The following is an 18,454-nucleotide window of genomic DNA, read 5'->3' on the forward strand; positions in this document are numbered from 1 at the left end:
CAACCAGCATAGGTTCCGGGCCGTTTGGGGAGTGCATCGAAATGGCAATTCGCAGCAAGCTTACTGCAACCGTCAGCCTGCCGGCCTGCGCCGCCGCGCTGGCAGGACTGGCCAGCCCGGCCGCGGCGCAGGACCCGGTGGAAAGCGCCGAGGGCGGCGACGAGGATGTCATCATCGTGTCCGGCTATCGCGCCTCGCTGGAAAGCGCGATCGCCGAAAAGCGCGAGAAGGACCAGATCATCGAATCGGTTTCGAGCGAGGACATCGGCAAGCTGCCCGATGCCTCGATCGGCGAATCGATCGCACGCCTGCCCGGTCTCACCTCGCAGCGCATCTCGGGCCGCGCCGGCTATATCTCGGTGCGCGGCTTCGGCCCGGATTTCTCGAGCACGCTGCTCAACGGCCGCCAGCAGACCTCGACCAGCGACAACCGCGGGATCGAGTTCGACCAGTATCCGTCGGAGATCGTCAGCTCGGTCGATGTCTACAAGTCGCCTTCGGCCAACCTCGTCGGCCAGGGCCTGGTCGGCACGATCGACATCCGCACGATCCGCCCGCTCGACAAGGGCGAGCAGGTCATCGCCGTCGGCGCGCGCGGCGTCCACGCCGATCTCGGCAAGCTCAACAGCGGGTCCGACGATTTCGGCTACCGGGCGTTCGGCACTTACGTCGACCAGTTCGCCAACGACACCCTCGGCCTGGCCCTGTCGGTCGCCTATTCGAAGGAGCCGTACCAGACCGAAGAATTCGAAGCCTGGGGCTACGCCGACGGGCCTGACGGCAACCAGGTCATCGGCGGCGTGAAGCCTTTCGTCACCTCGTCCAACCTCAAGCGGCTCGGCGTCAACGGCACGGTCCAGTACCAGGCGTCGCCGACCACGATGCTGACGCTCGACGGGTTCTATTCCGACTTCGACGATACCAACATCAAGCGCGGGATCGAGATTCCGCTCGCATGGTCGGGCGCGCAGCTTTCGCCCACCGGGCTGGAAGTGACCGACGGCCTGGTCACCGGCGGCACGTTCTCGGGCGTCGAAGCGGTCGTGAACAACCACAACTACGTCCGCAAGGCCAAGCTCTATTCCGGCGGCTTCAACATCGCGCACGAAGGCGACGACGGCTGGAACGTCAACGCCGACGTCAGCTTCTCGCGCACCGACCGCAACGAGCTGATCCTCGAATCGAACGCCGGCACCGCGCCCGGCGGCGGCACCGGGGCAACCGACACGCTGACCTTCCGCTCGACCACCAGCGGGACTTTCTTCACCGACCAGGTGATCGACTACAGCGATCCGGCGCTGATCCAGCTGACCGACCCCCTCGGCTGGGGCGGCGGAGCGCCGGGCGGCCGCCAGCACGGCTATTACAACGACCGCATCGTCGAGGACGAGCTGTGGCAGTTCCAGGCCGATATCGAGAAGGAGCTGGCCGGCGGCTTCCTCCGCTCGATCGAGGCCGGGTTCAACTTCGTGACGCGCCAGAAGACGCTCGTGCCCGACGAGTACTTCCTGCATCTTTCCGGCGATCGCCTTCAGGCGCAGGTGCCCGACCAGTACCTGCTCGAGCCGACCAACCTCGACTATCTCGGCCTCGGCCCGATGGTCAGCTACAACCCGCTCGACCTGCTCAACGGCGGCGAATACGCGATCGTCCCGAACGAGGCGGAAGACGTCCTGTTCAAGAGCTTCGCGATCAACGAAGACATCATGACGTTCTACGCCCAGGGCAATATCGAGAGCGACCTCGGCTCCGCCCTTCTCACCGGCAACTTCGGCGTCCAGGCGATCCATACCGACCAGAGCTCGACCGGCTTCGTCAACACCGGGGCCGCGCAGGGCATCATCGAGCGCACGCTGGGCGACAATTACTGGGACGTCCTGCCCAGCATCAACCTGTCGCTGCGTTTCGACAGCGATTTCATCATCCGCGTCGCCGCCGCGCGCGAAATCCAGCGCCCGCGGCTCGACGACATGCGGGTCAACTTCAGCTACGGCGTGGACCCGATCGAGGCGATCGTGACCGGTTCGGGCGGCAATCCCTACCTGCGCCCCTACCGCGCGACCGCGTTCGACCTGAATTTCGAGAAATACTTCGGCAATGCCGGCTACCTCGCCGCCCAGCTGTTCTACAAGAAGCTGCACAACTACATCTACACGGCGGAAAGGCCGTTCGATTACAGCAGCTTCCCTGTCGTCGATCCGGGGTATCCGTTCAGCTACCAGGGGCGCATCAGCGCGCCGATCAACGGCGACGGGGGCGAGATCTACGGCGTCGAGCTGGCGGGCACGCTGCCGTTCGACACATTCGTTTCCGCGCTGGAAGGCTTCGGCGTCACCGGCGGGGTCAGCTACACCAAGTCCAAGATCCAGCCCGACCCGGATTCGCCCCCGTCGGACATTCCCGGCTATTCGCGCTGGGTCGCCAACGGCACCGCCTATTTCGAGAAGGGCGGCTTCTCGGTCCGCGGCTCGATGCGCTACCGCTCGACCTTCCTCGGCGATTTCTCCGGCTTCGGCGCCAATCGCGTCCGTCGCCGCGCCAAGGCAGAGACGATCGTGGACGCGCAGATCGGCTACGACTTCCAGCCGGGCAGCACGCTGGAGGGGCTGTCGCTCTTCCTCCAGGGCTTCAACCTGACGAACGAGCCCTTCGTCGCGATCAACCCGGGCGAGCCGCTGCAGGTGATGAACTACCAGAACTACGGGCGCCGCTTCATGGGCGGCTTCACCTACAAGTTCTGATCGTCAGGGCGCCATTCCCCGGTATCTTCGGGTACCGGGGAATCGCCGCCGTTTCTTGGGGGAGGCGTGATGACAAGCCAGCCTGGACCGCACCGCGCGCGCCAGCCGCGCCCCGGGCGCCGGATCGTCATCGTCGGCGGGGGCACCGCCGGCTGGATGACCGCAGCCGCGCTGTCGCGCTTCTGCGATACGGACTGGTCGATCACGCTGGTCGAATCCGACGCGATCGGCACGGTGGGCGTGGGCGAGGCGACCATTCCCATGATCCGCAATTTCAACGCGGCGCTGGGCATCGACGAGGCCGAATTCATCGCCGCGACCAATGGCACCTACAAGCTGGGGATCGAGTTCGTCGGCTGGGGCGCGCCCGACAGCCGCTATCTCCATGCCTTCGGCCTGGTCGGCCGCGGGCTCGGCCTGCTCCCGTTCCAGCATTACTGGCTGCGCGCCCGGGCCGAGGGGCTGGCCGGGCCGATCGGCGACTATGTCCTCAACGCCGTCGCCTGCCGCGAAAACCGCTTCGCCCATGTCGAGCGCCAGGCCGGCAGCCCGCTGCCTCCCCTGCCCTTCGCCTACCATTTCGACGCCGGGCTCTATGCCGCCTATCTCCGGCGCTATGCCGAAGCGCGCGGCGTCGTGCGCGTGGAAGGCAGGATCGATCGCGTCGAAACGCAGGGCGAGACGGGCCACGTCGCCGCGGTCCGGCTGGAGAACGGGCAGAGCGTCGCGGGCGACCTGTTCGTCGATTGCTCGGGGTTTCGCGGGCTGCTGATCGCGGAGACGCTGCGGACCGGCTGGACCGACTGGTCGCACTGGCTGCCCTGCGACCGCGCGATCGCGGTTCCCTGCGAGCCGGGCGAACCGTGGCTGCCCTATACCCGCGCGACCGCGCGCGAGGCGGGGTGGCAATGGCGCATCCCGCTGCAGAACCGGCTCGGCAACGGGCATGTCTTCTGCTCCACGCACATCGACGAAGACGCCGCGCGCGACGTGCTGCTGGCCAGTCTCGACGGCGCGCCGACCGCCGAACCGCGCCTGCTGCGCTTCACGACCGGGATGCGCCGGCAGGCATGGAACCGCAACGTCGTGGCGATCGGCCTGTCGTCGGGCTTTCTCGAACCGCTCGAATCGACCAGCATTCACCTGATCCAGACCGGCATCGATCGCCTGCTCGACTACCTGCCGGTGTCCGGTTTCGGCGCGGCCGACCGCGAGAACTTCAATCGCCGCGCGGCGTGGGAGATGGAGCGTATCCGCGACTTCATCATCCTCCACTACCACGCCAACGGGCGCGAGGGGCAGCCGTTCTGGGACGCGCTGCGGCACATGGCGATCCCCGACACGCTGGCCGAGAAGCTGGCCATGTTCCGCGCCGGCGGGAAGGTCGTTCGCGACCACGACGAACTGTTCGACGTGCCCGGCTGGGTCCAGGTCATGCTCGGCCAGGGGATCGAGCCGCAAGCCTGGCACCCGCTGGCCGACCAGCTTTCACGCGAACAGCTCGGCCAGTTCCTCGACACCGTCCGCCACGCCTATGCCCGCGATGTCGCGCGCATGCCCGATCACCAAGACTACGTCAGCCGGCTCGCCGAACAGGGCCGCCGCAAACTGGAAGCCGCCGCATGATCCGTTACGCCCTCCCCCTTCTCGCGCTCGGCCTCGCCACGACGGCGCGTGCCGAGACGGCCGAAACCCGGGTCGCTTTCCGCGACCGGCTGCCGAGCGAGGAGATCGTCTATTTCGTCCTGCCCGACCGGTTCGAGAACGGCGACCGCACGAACGACAGGGGCGGCTTCGCGGGCGATCGCCTGGCGCACGGCTTCGACCCTGCGCACAAGGGCTTCTTCCATGGCGGCGACCTCGCGGGGCTGACCCGCCGTCTCGACTATCTCGAACGCCTGGGCGTGACCGCGATCTGGTTCGCCCCGATCTTCCAGAACAAGCCGGTCCAGGGCGATCCCGGCGCCGAGAGCGCCGGCTATCACGGTTACTGGGTGACCGATTTCACCCGGCCCGACAGTCATTTCGGCACGCGCGCCGAGTTCAAGGCTTTCGTCGACGCGGCACATGCCCGCGGGATGAAGGTCTACATGGACATCATCACCAACCACACCGCCGACGTCATCCGCTATGCCGAGGGGGAGGAGACGGGCTATGCCTATCGCAGCCGCGGCGACTATCCCTATTCGCGCAAGGGCGGGATCGACGGGGAGCCGATCAATCCCGGCTTCCAGGGGGACGAGGATCGCAGCCAAGCCAACTTTGCGCGCCTGACCGACCCGGCATATGCCTATACCCCGGTGGTCCCGGCCGACGAAGCCGACGTGAAAGTGCCCGCCTGGCTGAACGACCCGATCTACTACCACAACCGCGGCGACACGACCTTCAGCGGCGAAAGCAGCCGCTTCGGCGATTTCGCCGGCCTCGACGACCTGTTCACCGAGCACCCGCGCGTGGTCGAGGGCATGATCGATATCTATGCCGCGTGGATTCGCGATTTCGGCATCGACGGCTTCCGCGTCGATACCGCGCGTCACGTGAACCCGGAATTCTGGCAGGCCTTCGTGCCCGCGATGCTGGAAACCGCGCGCGAAGCAGGGATTCCCAACTTCCACATCTTCGGCGAAGTCTATCGCGACAGCGCCGACAACGGCTACATCGCGCAGTACACCCGGCGCGACGGCTTCCCCGCCGTGCTCGACTTCGCCTTCGCCCAGGCAATGCGCGAGACCGTGGGGCAAGGCAAGGGCACCCACGTCCTGAACGCGCTGTTCGACGGCGACGTGCTCTACGAAGGCGGCGAGGAAGCCGCGCTGGCCATGCCGACCTTCCTCGGCAACCACGACATGGGGCGGTTCGCGACCCTGGTGAAGGCCGACCGGCCCGGCATCGGGCAGGAAGAGCTGCTGGCCCGGGTCAAGCTCGCCCACGCGATGCTGCTGACGCTGCGCGGAAGCCCCGTGATCTACTACGGCGACGAACAGGGCTTCGTCGGCGACGGCAACGACCAGGCCGCGCGCGAGGACATGTTCCCCTCGCAGACAGCCAGCTACAACGACAACGATCTGATCGGCACCGCGGCCACCACGGCTGAGGACAATTTCGACGAAACGCATCCGCTGTTCGAACTCGTCGCGGATCTTTCCGCCCTGCGCCGCGCCCACCCGGCGCTCTCGCGCGGGCGCCAGGTCGTGCGCCATTACGGGCAGGAGGCCGGCATCTTCGCGGTCAGCCGGTTCGATCCGGATAGCGGCACCGAATACGTGGCGGCGTTCAACACGGCCGCACAGGCGCGCCGCGCGAACGTGGTCGTCGGCTACGACGCGCGCGACTTCGAAACGCTTGCCGGCCAGTGCCCGGGCGGCGTGGCTGCCCCGGGCAGCGCGACCGTGGCCCTCCCCGCCTTCGGCTGGGCCGTCTGCCGCGTGTCGGAGATCGCCGAATGAACCGCGTCGAAAGGCTGGAAGGCATGGCGGCGACCACGGCCGACCTTCCGTGGTGGAAAGGCGCGGCGATCTACCAGATCTATCCGCGCAGCTTCCAGGATTCGAACGGCGACGGGATCGGCGACCTGCCGGGCATTACCCGCCGCCTGCCCCATGTCGCGTCGCTCGGCGTCGATGCGGTCTGGATTTCGCCCTTCTTCACCTCGCCGATGAAGGATTTCGGCTACGACGTTGCCGACTATCGCGACGTCGACCCGATTTTCGGCACGCTCGACGATTTCGACGCGCTGGTCGCGCGCGCACACGAACTCGGCCTCAGGGTGCTGATCGACCAGGTCTATTCGCACACCTCGGACGAACACCCGTGGTTCGCCGAAAGCCGCCGCGACAGGACCAACCCGAAAAGCGACTGGTACGTCTGGGCGGATGCCCGGCCCGACGGGTCGCCACCCACCAACTGGCAATCGGTGTTCGGCGGCCCCGCCTGGACCTGGGACGCCCGCCGCGGCCAGTACTACCTGCACAATTTCCTGAGCTCGCAGCCGCAGGTCAACATGCACAACCGCGCGGTGCAGGACGCGGTGCTGGACGTCATGCGGTTCTGGCTCGAGAGGGGCGTGGACGGGTTTCGCATCGATGCACTCAACTTCGCGATGCACGACCCGCAGCTGCGCGACAATCCGGCCGCCCCGCCGACCGACCGGCCGCGAACGCGCCCGTTCGACTTCCAGGTCAAGAAATACAACATGTCGCACCCCGGCATCCCGGCCTTCATCGAGCGCATCCGGGCGCTGACCGACGAGTACGACGGTATCTTCACCGTCGCCGAAGTCGGCGGAGACGGGGCCGAGGCCGAGATGAAAAGCTTCACCGCGGGGGAGACGCACCTCAATTCCGCCTATGGCTTCAACTTCCTCTATGCCGACCGGCTGACGCCGGGGGCGATCCGGGCCGCGCTGGCCGAATGGCCCGATGAAGACGGGATGGGCTGGCCCAGCTGGGCGTTCGAGAACCACGACGCCCCCCGCGCGGTCAGCCGCTGGTGGCCGCCGGAAGCGCGCGATCGCGCGGCGCGCATGAAGATCACGCTGCTCACCTGCCTGCGCGGCAACGTGATCCTCTATTACGGCGAGGAACTGGGCCTGGCGCAGGTCGACATTCCCTTCGACCAACTCCACGACCCGGAAGCGATCGCCAACTGGCCGCTGACGCTGAGCCGCGACGGCGCGCGCACGCCGATGCCGTGGGAAGCCGGCGCCCCCCATTGCGGGTTCACCGCGGGCGATCCCTGGCTGCCGGTGGGCGAGGACAATGCCGCCCGCGCCGTCGACCGGCAGGAAGCCGACCCGGGCTCCCTGCTCCACCACACGCGCGCCATGCTCGCGCTGCGCCGCGCCAACCCGGCCCTGCATCACGGCGCGGTGAGCCGGTGCGAATGCGTAGGCGACCTGTTCGTGATCGAGCGCACCGCGCCCGGCCAGCGGGTGCTCTGCCTGTTCAATCTCGGCCCGTCGGACGTCGCGCCGCCCGCCGACCTCGCGGCGGGCACCGTTCTCGCCGCGGCCAACGCGGCGACGCCCGCCACCCTCCCTTCCTATAGCGCCCTGGTGATCGAACCATGAGACTTGCCCCCGTTTTCGCCGCCCTCGCCCTCCTGCCCGCCGCGCCCGCCGCGGCGGAAGAAGTCGTCGCCTCGCCCGATGGGACGATCACCGTCACCGTCGACGTCGATGGCGAGGGGCGCCCGTTCTACCGCGTGGACCGGCACGGCGAGGCCGTCCTGACCGACAGCCGGCTCGGCTTCCTGCTGACCGACCAGGACAAGCTGGAGCGCCGCCTGCAGATCACCGGCAGCACCCGGGCGAGCCACGACGAGACCTGGGAGCAACCCTGGGGCGAGCAGCGCTTCGTGCGCGATCACCACGAGGAACTGACCGTCCGCTTCCAGGAAGACAGCGAAGAGCAGCGCCGGTTCGGCGTCACGTTCCGCGTCTTCGACGACGCGGTCGCCTTCCGCTATGTCTTCGACGATCCGAGCATGGGCGGGACGCTGCGGATCGCCGACGAGCTGACCGAGTTCAACCTCGCCCGCAACGGCACCGCCTGGTGGATACCGGGCGGCGAGTGGAACCGGTACGAATACCTGTACGAGGAAACGCCGATCGATGGCGTTTCGCTGGCCCATACGCCGCTGACGTTCCGCATGGAGGGCGGCACCCACGTCGCGATCCACGAGGCCGCCCTGGTCGATTTCGCGGGGATGTGGGTGAAGCGCACCACGGGCACGCGGTTTCGCGCGACGCTGGCGCCGACCGGCTCCGGTGCGGCCCGGGCGACGCGCGCGGTGCCCTTCGCAACGCCCTGGCGCACGATCCGCGTCTCGCCCGACGCGGCCGGCCTGGCGGAGAGTCTGGTCGAACTGAACCTCAACGAACCGAACAGGCTCGGCGACGTCGGCTGGTTCAAGCCGCACAAGTACGTCGGCGTATGGTGGTCGCTTCACCTCGACGAGGAAACCTGGGGCTCGGGCCCGCGCCACGGGGCGACGACCGCGAACGTCAAGCGCTACATCGATTTCGCCGCCGAGCACGGCTTCGACGGCGTGCTGGTCGAAGGCTGGAACCTCGGCTGGGACGGCAACTGGTTCTTCAACGGGGCGGAATTCGATTTCACCCGCAGCTATCCCGATTACGATTTCGAGGACGTCGCCCGCCATGCCGCCGCGAAGGGCGTGGCGATCGTCGGCCACCACGAGACGAGCGGCGATGTCGGCAATTACGAGCGCCAGCTCGAGGCCGGGCTGGACCTGATGGCCGCGCGCGGGGTGAAGACGATCAAGTCCGGCTATGTCACCGATGCCTGCAACTTGCGCTACGTCCATCCCGACGGGCGCGAGACCCGCGAGTGCACCGAAAGCCAGGTGATGCAGCGCCACCACCTGAAAGTCGTGACCGAAGCGGCGAAGCGGCAGATCGCGGTCAACCCGCACGAGCCGGTCAAGGACACCGGGCTGCGGCGCACATATCCCAACTGGGTATCGCGCGAGGGCGCGCGCGGGATGGAGTTCAGCGCCTGGGGCACCCCGCCCAATGGCCCCGACCATGTCCCGACGATGGTCTTCACCCGTCTGCTTTCGGGCCCGATGGACTACACCCCCGGTATCCTCAGCCTCGAGGGGCGCGGCCAGCCCCTGCAGATGACGATGGCGCGGGCCCTGGCCGAATATGTCCTGGTCTATTCCCCGATCCAGATGGTCGCCGACCTGCCCGAACACTATGCCGAGCATCCCGAGCCGTTCCGGTTCATCAAGGACGTTCCGGTCGACTGGTCCGAAAGCCGCGTTCTGGCCGCGGAAGTCGGCGACTACGTCGTGACCGCGCGCAAGGACCGCAACAGCGAGGACTGGTACCTGGGCGGGGCCACCGATGCCGATGCGCGCGAGATGGCGATCGCGCTCGACTTCCTCGATCCCGGCAGGACCTATCGGGCGGAGATCTACCGCGACGCCGGGAGTACCCATTTCGAGGGGCCGACGCGCTTCGACATCGCGATCGAGCGACGCGAGGTGACCGCGGCCGACAGCCTGGACCTGCGCATGGCCCCCGGCGGCGGCTTCGCCATCCGGCTGACGCCGGCCGGGGCCTGAGCAGCGGGGGCGCGGAAGGCCCGGTCGGCTGCGCCGGCAGGCTGATCTAGGGCGCCGGCACCGGGTATCCGTTCGCCGCCAGCACGGCATAGGTGGCATTGCGCCGCGCCGCCATGGCCCCCGGCAGCGCGAGATCGAGGTTGGTCGCGAAATAGACCGGCTCCCCCTCCCCGTCGCCGCGCTCCAGCCAGCCGACGAACCACCCGGTCCGCTCTTCACCGGCGGGCAGCAGGTCGTCCGCCCCGGCGCGCAGGAAACCCTCGTCGTCGATCGGCAGCATGGCCCCGGTCTTGCCGTGGACCACGTTGCCCTGCCCGTCCGCCTCCAGCCTGGCCATGGCGCGCACCTCGCGCAGCGCGGCTGCCGAGACGGGCAGGTCGCCTTCGCGCAGCCGCCGCAGGAAGTCGACCTGTTCGAGCGCGCTGATCTTCAGCGGGCCGCCGAGCCAGAAATGCCCCAGGTCTTCCGCCGCGCCGATCTCGCGGTTGCCGTAACCGAGCCGTTCGACCCCGGCCTTCTCCCGCGCCCGGCCGATCCGTTCCGCCAGCGCCTGGAAGACCCACACCGCCGACGTCGAGATCGCCTGCCCCAGCGTGCGATCGGCGTTCCACGCGGCGACGCCGCGGTCCCGCCCGTCCCAGGCGAAAGTCTCCGAAGGGTCGGTCACCCCCAGGTCCAGCGCGATGAGGGCATGGGGGATCTTGAACGTGGAGGCGGGGACGAAGCGCTCCCCGGCACGCTGCGGGTTGCAGGCGAGCAGCAGGCGCCGCTCGGGATCGAACACGACCACCGTGGACCGCTCCCGGCCGGGCAGTGCCTCGCAGCCGGCGGCCTGCCGGGGCTGGAGCGCGAGGAACGATGGCCGATGGGCCTCGCACCCGGCGAGGGCGACGAGGCTCGCAGCGACCGCGAACATGCGAAGAGCGGGTCGCAGGGGCCTGGCGACGGCGGTTCTCATGGGTCGATAGGTCCTGTCTTTTTCCGGGGAAATGGGAATGCGGCGCAGCGGATCAGCTGGTTCGCGCGCTTCGGCGCGGGGGAAAGATCGCTTCCGAACAGACCAGCGCCCAGAGGATGAAAATCGGCTGCAGCAGGGGGCGGATCGCGGCGTAAGTCTGCCCGGCGGACAGTCCCTGCACCTCCAGCCCTGCCTCGGCCACGTGCGCGTTGGCGAGCACGGTGACCGACAGCAGCAGGGCCAGGCCGACACCCGCCACGGGCCGCATGTCGGGCAGCCGCAAGCGGCTCCACGCCGCGCGGGGGAGCAGGAGGCCGATCGCGCCCGCCAGTTCCGCCACGCCCGACGCGATCACCAGCTCGCGCCCGAACGGGCCGAGATAGGGCGGGATCATCGGCAGGTAGCGCGTCTCGAGGCTCAGGAAATGATCGAAGCCGGTAAACAGGAAAGCACCGGCCATTCCATATCGCATGACCGACCGCCAACAGAGCGGCGCGGCGCGCACGACACTCCAGACCAGCGCCACGCCGGAAAGCGTCGCCATCAGAGCCAGAAAAAACATCCCATGCCCCCTTTCGGTCGGAGCGCCAGCAATCTATACACCGTTAAGATACGCACCCGCGCGGAGGCGTCAAGCCGCCAGGAACCGAAATGTCCAACGATGCCTATCACCACGGGAACCTTCGCAGCGCGCTGATCGAGGCCGCGCTGCGCCTCGTCGAGCGCGGCGGCCCGCCCTCGGTCAGCCTGCGTGCGGTCGCGCGCGAGGTCGGCGTCAGCCAAGCCGCGCCCTATGCCCATTTCAGGGACAAGCGCGCGCTGATGTCGGCGATCGCCGCGCTCGGCTTCGAGAGGCTGCGCGACCGGCTGCGCGAGGCGGAACGCGCGGGCTGCGAAAACCTGACCGAACTGGGCAAGGCCTACCTCGCCTTCGCGCACGACAACCCGGGGCTCTACGGCCTGATGTTCGGGCCCGAAACCGAAGTCGATCCCGCCGATCCCGTGCTCGCGCAGGCCGGGCGCGAAGCCTTCGCGATCCTTGCCCGGAGCAGCGCGCATCCGGGCGACGAAGGCCCCGGCGATCCGGGCCCGGTCGCGGCCTGGGCGCTGGTCCACGGGCTGGCCCTGCTGTCGATGAGCGGGCGGCTGCCGGTCGGGGCGGGCGAAGCGCCCGACCGCGTGCTCAAGCTGTTGCAGCCGGGGATCGACGCGCACCGGGGCGAAGCGGATGCCGGGTGAAACGGGCCCGCACCAGCCCAGGAGACCCTTCAATGGCCACGATCCGACATCAGCACGATATCGCCGTCCCCGCAGAGCGGGCCTGGGCCATGCTTCGCCGCGTGGACCGGGCCGACCGCCTGTTCGCGCCGGTCCTGACCGGTTGCACGATGGAAGGCGACGTTCGTACCGTCACGTTCGCCAATGGCATGGTCGTGCGCGAACAGGTGGTGACCGTGGACGACGCTGGGCGCCGCCTGGCCTACAGCGTCCTGGGCGACATGTTCGAGCGTCACGCCGCCTCGATGGAGATCCTTCCGCTGGACGCGGACAGCTGCCGGTTCGTGTGGACCAGCGATTTCCTGCCCGCCGAGCGGGCCGAAACGGTGCGCCCCCTCGTGATCGAAGGGGCAAGCGCACTGGCGCGGAACGTGGAACGCGACGCCGGGGCCGGCCAGGCGCAGGCCCGGCGGCCGGTCAGTCGCCCTGCGGGGCCATGCGCGCGATCCCGCGCGCGAGCAGGTCGTTGGCCAGCGCCGCCACCCGTTCGGGGGGCATGGCCCCGTCGTCCCACACGGCGTAGCGCAGGCCGAGGAAGACGTTCATGCCCATGATTGCCCAGGCATGGGCTTCCTCCAGGTCGCCGCGCAGTTCGCCCTTGCGCGCGCCCTCGCGAAGGCGTTCGAGGATGCGCGCGCCGGTCGTCTCGTAATGCTGGCGATAGCTGTCCGGGTCGACGAACTCGGCCTCGTCGATGATGCGATAGACTTCCTTGTGCTCGGCGGCGAAGCGCAGGAACGCGGCGAGCGCCTGCCGTTCGCGCTCCAGCGCCGGGGCCGGTGCGTCGAGCGCCTCGCGCGCGGCGAGCTTGACCGCCTCGCTCATGTCGCGAACCAGCGCCTGGAAGATCGCCTCCTTCGAATCGAAGTAGGTGTAGAAACTGCCCAGCGCCGTGCCCGCCCGCGCGGTGATCGTGCTGATCGACGCCTCGTGGAATCCCTTTTCGCCGAACTCGATCGCCGCGGCATCGAGCAGCTTGCGCAAGGTGCGCCGGCCGCGCTCGGTACGCGGGCGCTTGGCATCGAGGGGCGCGCTTTCGTGTTTTTCCATGTCCATCCCCCGGCAAGGGCTAGGGCCCGTGGCGGGCAAGGGCAAGAGAAAACTTGAAACCCGGTTCACCTTTCAATATTGAAGGAGCAAACAAGGACAGGAGAGGATCATGAAGACTTTCGATACCGGTATCGCGGCCGCGCTCCTGGGAAGTGCGGCGGCCATCGCCCTGGCCGCGCAGCCGGCCGCGGCCCAGGAGGCGCCGGCCCCGGAAAGCCAGGCGCAGCCCGAGGAGGCCGCCCCGGCGGGCGATGCGGGCGTGATCGTGGTGACCGCGCGCCGGCGCGAGGAACGCCTGATCGACGTGCCGGTGGCCGTTTCCTCTTTTTCCGGCGAGCAGCTGGCGGAACGCGGCGCGCTCGACATCACCGATGTCGCCCAGGCCGTGCCCAACGTGACGCTGGAAAGCTCGCGCGCGACCAATTCGACCCTCTCCGCCTTCATTCGCGGCATCGGCCAGCAGGACCCGGTCTCCGGGTTCGAGCAGGGCGTCGGCATCTACCTCGACGACGTCTACCTCAACCGCCCCCAGGCCGCCGTGCTCGACATCTACGACGTCGAGCGGATCGAGGTCCTGCGCGGCCCCCAGGGCACGCTCTACGGCCGCAACACGATCGGCGGCGCGGTGAAATACGTCAGCCGGCGCCTGCCGCAGGAATTCTCGCTCAAGGCGCGCGCGACCTATGGCACTTACGACCAGGCCGAAGCCGTCGTCACCGCCTCGGCCCCGCTCGGCGACATCGTGCGCGTCGGCGGATCGATCGCCCGCCTCTCGCGCGGGGGATTCGGCGACAACCTCACCCTCGGGATCGAGAACTACAACAAGGACGTCTGGGCCGGCCGCCTGTCGCTCGAGATGGGCGGCTATGGCGAACCGGTCTTCGTGCGCGTTTCGGGCGACTACACGCGCGACAAGAGCAATCCGCGCGGCGGCCACCGCCTGATCCCGGGGCTCGCCTCGGGCGCGCCGGTGCTGGACAATGTCTACGACACGCGCGGCGCGCTGGACGACCCGGAACAGGACGTCGAATCCTACGGCATGGCGATCAATGCCGAAGTCATGCTGAGCGATGCGCTGACGCTGCGCTCGATCTCCGCCTGGCGCAAGGACGACAGCTATACCCCGATCGATTTCGACGCGCTTCCGGCGGTCGATCTCGACGTCCCCGGGGTCTATTTCAACGAACAGATCAGCCAGGAACTCCAGCTGATGTGGGACGACGGCGGGCCGCTGACCGGCCTCCTCGGCCTCTATTACCTCGACGCCAGGGCCGATACCCTGTTCGACGTGCGGATCTTCACCACCTTCGCCGGGCTGACCGCCTATACCCAGGCCGAAGTCGATACCGAGACTTACGCGATATTCGGCGATTTCACTTACGACATCAGCGACCGGCTGAGCCTGTCGCTCGGCGGGCGCTACACCTGGGACGAACGGACCGCCTCGATCCTGCGGCAGAACTACCTCGGCGGCGGATCGCCCTACTTCGGCGGCGCGGGCATCCCGTTCGGCGACGCGGCGACGGACTTCACCGGCAGCCGCGAGTTCAAGAAGTTCACGCCGCGCGCCTCGCTCAGCTTCATGCCGACGCCCGATCACAACCTCTACGCCTCCTATTCGCAGGGGTTCAAGGGCGGCGGCTTCGATCCGCGCGGGGTCGGCAGCAATGCGCCCGACCTCGACGAGGACGGCAACCGTTCGGACGAGGAGATCGCCGCCTTCCTCAGCTTCGCGCCGGAGAAAGTCGACAGCTACGAGATCGGCTACAAGGGCAGCCTCGCGGGCGGGCGACTCAACCTCGCCGTCGCGGGCTTCTACGCCGACTATACCGACGTGCAGGTCCCCGGATCGGTCGCCTGCGAGGCCAATGGCCTGCCCAGCTTCTGCGGGGTCGTGTCGAATGCCGGCAAGGCGACCTTCAAGGGGGTGGAACTGGAAGCGAGCGCCCGGCTGGGCGGCGGGTTCAACCTGTCGGGCTCGCTCGGCTATATCGATGCCGAGTACGACGAGTACATCACCAATATCAACAATACCCCGACCGACGTGGCCGAACACCGCAAGGTGCAGAACACGCCGAAGTGGACCGCCAGCGGCACGGCGAGCTACACCGCCCCGCTGGGCGCCGGCGATCTCTATCTCGGCACCACGGTCTCCTATCGCAGCAAGACCTACCAGTTCGAGATTCCCAATCCCTATCTCGACCAGGACGGCTATGCGCTGGTCGATGCCAGCGTGGTCTATACCGCGCCGGGCGACCGGTGGAGCATCGGCCTCTACGGCAAGAACCTGTTCGACAAGCAGTACAAGACGTCCGGTTACACGTTCGTCGCGACCGATCCCACGACCGGCGAGATCCTGACGGCCAATGGCCAGCCGATCCCCACGCTGGGGCCGGAAGGCACGCTGACGGCGTTCTACGGCAACCCGCGGCAGGTCTTCGTCACCGCGACGTTCAAGTACTGATCGCCGCCAGCGACGCCGATCGGGACAGGCCGGGGTCGCGCGCCCCGGCCTGTTGGCGCCGGCCGGTCAGGATGCGCGCATGCCGCGCCGCGCCTGCCTGGCCGGGGCGGCCCCCTCGATCGGCACGTCGAAGGCGCGGACATAGTCGCCCAGCCGGTCGAGCACGTCGCCGCTCGTCAGGCCGAATTCGTCGAGGCTGTAGGCATGGGGGCGCCGCTTGAGCGCGCTGGCGCGGCGCATGTAGTCTTCCATCCCCGGAAGGGCCGGCGCCATGTCGAGGCCCAGGAAGCGATAGACTCGCTCCATCGTCCCGCGCCAGTCGCTTTCCATGTCCTCGTACTGGACGTCGATCATCCGTTCCTGCGGGATCGTCTCGCGCGCGGCGCGCATCCGTTCGACCTGCAACGCCGTCTTGTGCAGCCATTCGCGCCCCATGCGCGCCGGATCGGCGTGGTCGGAATAGATGATCGTCTGGTTCCAGGCGAGCGAGGCCGCGCTGCCGACGACCTTCAGCGGGTCGCGATGGGTGAAGATCAGCCGCGCGTCGGGGAACACCTCCAGCAGCGCGGGCAGGTCGAGCATGTGCTGCGGGGTCTTGAGAATCCACGGGCGCAGGCTCGATGCCTGTTGCGACCATCCGACCAGCCGCAGCAGGTCGGCCATGTGGCGATAGGCCGGAACCGCGCTCTCGCCCTCGCACCAGCGGCCATAGCTGGGGACGTGCCACTGCGCCTCGTGCTTCATGCCCCACATGCTGGCGACCAGCAGGCCCAGTTCCTCTTCCGGCTCGTAAGGGCCGGTCGGGTGGATCGACAGGGTCCGCGGATTGGCCAGCCGCGCGACTTTCATGATCCGCCGGGCCAGGACCGGCCGGAAATCCTCGCGCCGGCCCTCCATCACTTCCTCGAAACCGGGCCGGGGAACCGGGCTGATCGTTTCGAAGCTGCGCATGTGGGTGAACCGCCGATCGCTCGCCAGGAGGCGGTGCATCCGCGTCGTTCCCGAACGCATCGGCCCGACGATCACGACCGGGCGCGGCATCGGGCGCGAGAGGATTTCCGGGTGGCGCCGGAACCACATCTGCGCCAGCAGCCGGTCGCGCAGCACGTGGTGAAACTGCTGCATGGCGGAAAAATCGCCCGCCGCGTTCAGCCGCGCCTCGCCCGCGACCGCGTCGAGCAGCACGTCCATCGGCCGTTCGAACCAGCGATCGCCGAAATCGTCGAGCCCGGTCGCCTCGGCCGCCTGTTCCAGCAGGTGCGCCTTCTCCAGCCGCGCGGGGGCCACCGCGCCCAGCCGGCGGCCGGCCCGAATGCCGAAATCCACGATGTCGATGAAAGGCGTGCGCCGCGGGGGACGGATAGCTGGATTGTTCAATTCTCTCGCCCGGCTGCGGACTTGGCGCGCCCATCGCTGCCAATCGATCCGTGGATTGTCTACCCCCCGGGGCCGATCGCGTTCCCCGAAGCCCACTGGAAATGGGCGCGGCGCTCGGGCATAGGCCCGGCCATGCACGACATCCGCCTGATCCGCGACGATCCGCAAGCCTTCGACGCCGCCCTCGCCCGGCGCGGGGCCGAACCGGCCGCCGAAACCCTGGTCGAACTCGACGCGAAACGCCGGGCGGTGACGACCCGGATGCAGGAAGCGCAGAGCCGCCGCAACGAGGCGTCCAAGGCGATCGGCCAGGCCATGGCGCAGGGCGACCGGGACCGGGCGGAGGCCCTGAAGGCCGAAGTGGCGGAACTGAAAAAGGCGCTCCCCGCGCTGGAGGAGGAAGACCGCGCGCTCTCCGCCGAGTTGAACGACGCGCTGGCACGCCTGCCCAACCTGCCTGCCGACGACGTGCCCGACGGCGCGGACGAGAGCGACAACGTCGCACAGTCGCAATGGGGCGATCCGCGCGATTTCGCGTTCGAGCCGAAGGAACACGCCGACCTGGCCCCGGCGCTGGGGATGGATTTCGAGACCGGCACCAGGCTGTCGGGCGCGCGCTTCACCTTCCTGCGCGGCGACATGGCCCGCCTGCACCGCGCGCTGGCGCAGTTCATGCTCGACACGCAAACGCGCGAGAACGGCTATACCGAGTGCAACCCGCCGGTGCTGGTCGGCGACGATGCCATGTACGGCACCGACAAGCTGCCCAAATTTGCCGAGGACAGCTTCCGCACGACCGACGATCGCTGGCTGATCCCCACTTCCGAAGTCAGCTTGACGGCCTCGGTCGCGGGCGAGATCCTGCCCGATCTGGCCGATCCGATCCGCCTGGCGGCGCATACGCTGTGCTTCCGCTCCGAAGCCGGCGCGGCGGGCCGGGACACGCGCGGTTTCATCCGCCAGCACCAGTTCGAGAAGGTCGAGCTGGTCAGCATTTGCCGCCCGGAAGACAGCGAGGGCGAGCACGAACGCATGACCCGCTGCGCCGAGGGCATCCTGGAAGCGCTCGACCTGCCTTATCGCCGGATGCTGCTGTGCACCGGCGACATGGGCTTCGGCGCGCGCAAGACCTACGACCTGGAGGTCTGGCTGCCCGGCCAGGGCGCCTGGCGCGAGATCTCCTCGTGCTCGAACACCGGCGATTTCCAGGCGCGGCGGATGAACGCGCGCCATCGCCCCGAAGGCTCGAAGAAAACCGAGTTCGTCCACACCCTGAACGGCTCCGGCCTCGCGGTCGGCCGCACGCTCGTCGCGGTGCTCGAGAACTACCAGCGCGAAGACGGTTCGGTCGACGTGCCGGAGGCGCTGCGGCCGTGGATGGGCGGGGTCGAACGACTCCGGCCCGAAAGCCGGTAGCCCTAAGAACCTTTTGCGTAATATTTTCTTGACTTTCGTAACCTAATTGGTTATCAAGCCTCACTTGCCGAGAAGCCG

The 18,454-nt window shown here is 68.3% G+C and carries 12 protein-coding genes and 1 pseudogene; 9 read left to right on the forward strand and 4 right to left on the reverse strand.

Translation table 11 applies throughout. The features are described from left to right. The first annotated feature begins 41 nt into the window (after positions 1–41). The 5 genes from GRI72_RS10590 to GRI72_RS10610 all read left to right on the forward strand — a co-directional run bounded on the left by GRI72_RS10590 (position 42) and on the right by GRI72_RS10610 (position 9,833). Positions 42–2,741, forward strand: coding sequence for a TonB-dependent receptor (locus tag GRI72_RS10590; RefSeq protein ID WP_160733892.1), 2,700 nt, complete (start codon positions 42–44; stop codon positions 2,739–2,741). 69 nt (positions 2,742–2,810) lie between these two features. Continuing rightward, positions 2,811–4,367, forward strand: coding sequence for a tryptophan halogenase family protein (locus GRI72_RS10595; RefSeq protein WP_160733893.1), 1,557 nt, complete (start codon positions 2,811–2,813; stop codon positions 4,365–4,367). Then, positions 4,364–6,187 carry an alpha-amylase family glycosyl hydrolase gene (locus GRI72_RS10600; RefSeq protein WP_160733894.1) on the forward strand — a complete coding sequence of 608 codons (1,824 nt, stop codon included), beginning with the start codon at positions 4,364–4,366 and terminating at the stop codon, positions 6,185–6,187. Before GRI72_RS10595 ends, GRI72_RS10600 begins: the two co-directional genes overlap by 4 nt. Continuing rightward, positions 6,184–7,809, forward strand: coding sequence for an alpha-amylase family glycosyl hydrolase (locus GRI72_RS10605; protein WP_160733895.1), 1,626 nt, complete (start codon positions 6,184–6,186; stop codon positions 7,807–7,809). Before GRI72_RS10600 ends, GRI72_RS10605 begins: the two co-directional genes overlap by 4 nt. Further along, entirely contained in the window at positions 7,806–9,833 is a 2,028-nt protein-coding gene (locus tag GRI72_RS10610; protein WP_160733896.1) for a glycoside hydrolase family 97 protein, read from the forward strand. Before GRI72_RS10605 ends, GRI72_RS10610 begins: the two co-directional genes overlap by 4 nt. Before the next feature lie 46 nt (positions 9,834–9,879). Here the strand turns inward: GRI72_RS10610 and GRI72_RS10615 are convergent, their stop codons facing one another. Next, on the reverse strand, positions 9,880–10,749 hold the full coding sequence (locus GRI72_RS10615) for a class D beta-lactamase (RefSeq protein ID WP_160733897.1): 870 nt from the start codon (positions 10,747–10,749) through the stop codon (positions 9,880–9,882). A 94-nt stretch (positions 10,750–10,843) separates the two neighbouring features. After that, the gene (locus GRI72_RS10620; RefSeq protein ID WP_237487065.1) at positions 10,844–11,353 is read right to left on the reverse strand and encodes a DoxX family protein; all 510 of its coding nucleotides are present in this window, start codon (positions 11,351–11,353) and stop codon (positions 10,844–10,846) included. Between the two features lie 89 nt (positions 11,354–11,442). Here GRI72_RS10620 and GRI72_RS10625 point away from each other — a divergent pair, with 89 nt between their 5' ends. After that, on the forward strand, positions 11,443–12,030 hold the full coding sequence (locus tag GRI72_RS10625; RefSeq protein WP_160733898.1) for a TetR/AcrR family transcriptional regulator: 588 nt from the start codon (positions 11,443–11,445) through the stop codon (positions 12,028–12,030). An 89-nt stretch (positions 12,031–12,119) separates the two neighbouring features. Next, positions 12,120–12,350: pseudogene (locus GRI72_RS15015) on the forward strand (SRPBCC family protein); the annotation flags it as partial. Positions 12,351–12,486: 136 nt separating this feature from the next. Here GRI72_RS15015 and GRI72_RS10635 read toward each other — a convergent pair. Next, positions 12,487–13,125 (reverse strand): TetR/AcrR family transcriptional regulator, encoded by a 639-nt coding sequence (locus tag GRI72_RS10635; protein ID WP_160733900.1) that lies wholly within the window; start codon positions 13,123–13,125, stop codon positions 12,487–12,489. Positions 13,126–13,228: 103 nt separating this feature from the next. On the opposite strand from GRI72_RS10635, the gene GRI72_RS10640 reads away from it, so the two are divergent. Continuing rightward, the gene (locus GRI72_RS10640; RefSeq protein ID WP_160733901.1) at positions 13,229–15,583 is read left to right on the forward strand and encodes a TonB-dependent receptor; all 2,355 of its coding nucleotides are present in this window, start codon (positions 13,229–13,231) and stop codon (positions 15,581–15,583) included. A gap of 66 nt (positions 15,584–15,649) precedes the next feature. Here the strand turns inward: GRI72_RS10640 and GRI72_RS10645 are convergent, their stop codons facing one another. Further along, the gene (locus GRI72_RS10645) at positions 15,650–16,909 is read right to left on the reverse strand and encodes a sulfotransferase family protein (RefSeq protein WP_337191170.1); all 1,260 of its coding nucleotides are present in this window, start codon (positions 16,907–16,909) and stop codon (positions 15,650–15,652) included. Positions 16,910–17,092: 183 nt separating this feature from the next. Between GRI72_RS10645 and serS the strand changes: the two genes are divergently transcribed. After that, the gene (gene serS / locus GRI72_RS10650; protein ID WP_160733902.1) at positions 17,093–18,376 is read left to right on the forward strand and encodes a serine--tRNA ligase; all 1,284 of its coding nucleotides are present in this window, start codon (positions 17,093–17,095) and stop codon (positions 18,374–18,376) included. The last annotated feature ends 78 nt before the right edge of the window (positions 18,377–18,454 follow it).

The organism is Pelagerythrobacter marinus (genome assembly GCF_009827515.1).
Classification (GTDB): domain Bacteria; phylum Pseudomonadota; class Alphaproteobacteria; order Sphingomonadales; family Sphingomonadaceae; genus Pelagerythrobacter; species Pelagerythrobacter marinus.

Coding starts and splice junctions, on each gene's coding strand:
- GRI72_RS10615 (WP_160733897.1), bottom strand. CDS start 10,749: ATGTTCGCGGTCGCTGCGAGCCTCGTCGCCCTCGCCGGGTGCGAGGCC.
- GRI72_RS10620 (WP_237487065.1), bottom strand. CDS start 11,353: ATGTTTTTTCTGGCTCTGATGGCGACGCTTTCCGGCGTGGCGCTGGTC.
- serS (WP_160733902.1), top strand. CDS start 17,093: ATGCACGACATCCGCCTGATCCGCGACGATCCGCAAGCCTTCGACGCC.
- GRI72_RS10605 (WP_160733895.1), top strand. CDS start 6,184: ATGAACCGCGTCGAAAGGCTGGAAGGCATGGCGGCGACCACGGCCGAC.
- GRI72_RS10600 (WP_160733894.1), top strand. CDS start 4,364: ATGATCCGTTACGCCCTCCCCCTTCTCGCGCTCGGCCTCGCCACGACG.
- GRI72_RS10640 (WP_160733901.1), top strand. CDS start 13,229: ATGAAGACTTTCGATACCGGTATCGCGGCCGCGCTCCTGGGAAGTGCG.
- GRI72_RS10635 (WP_160733900.1), bottom strand. CDS start 13,125: ATGGACATGGAAAAACACGAAAGCGCGCCCCTCGATGCCAAGCGCCCG.
- GRI72_RS10590 (WP_160733892.1), top strand. CDS start 42: ATGGCAATTCGCAGCAAGCTTACTGCAACCGTCAGCCTGCCGGCCTGC.
- GRI72_RS10625 (WP_160733898.1), top strand. CDS start 11,443: ATGTCCAACGATGCCTATCACCACGGGAACCTTCGCAGCGCGCTGATC.
- GRI72_RS10595 (WP_160733893.1), top strand. CDS start 2,811: ATGACAAGCCAGCCTGGACCGCACCGCGCGCGCCAGCCGCGCCCCGGG.
- GRI72_RS10610 (WP_160733896.1), top strand. CDS start 7,806: ATGAGACTTGCCCCCGTTTTCGCCGCCCTCGCCCTCCTGCCCGCCGCG.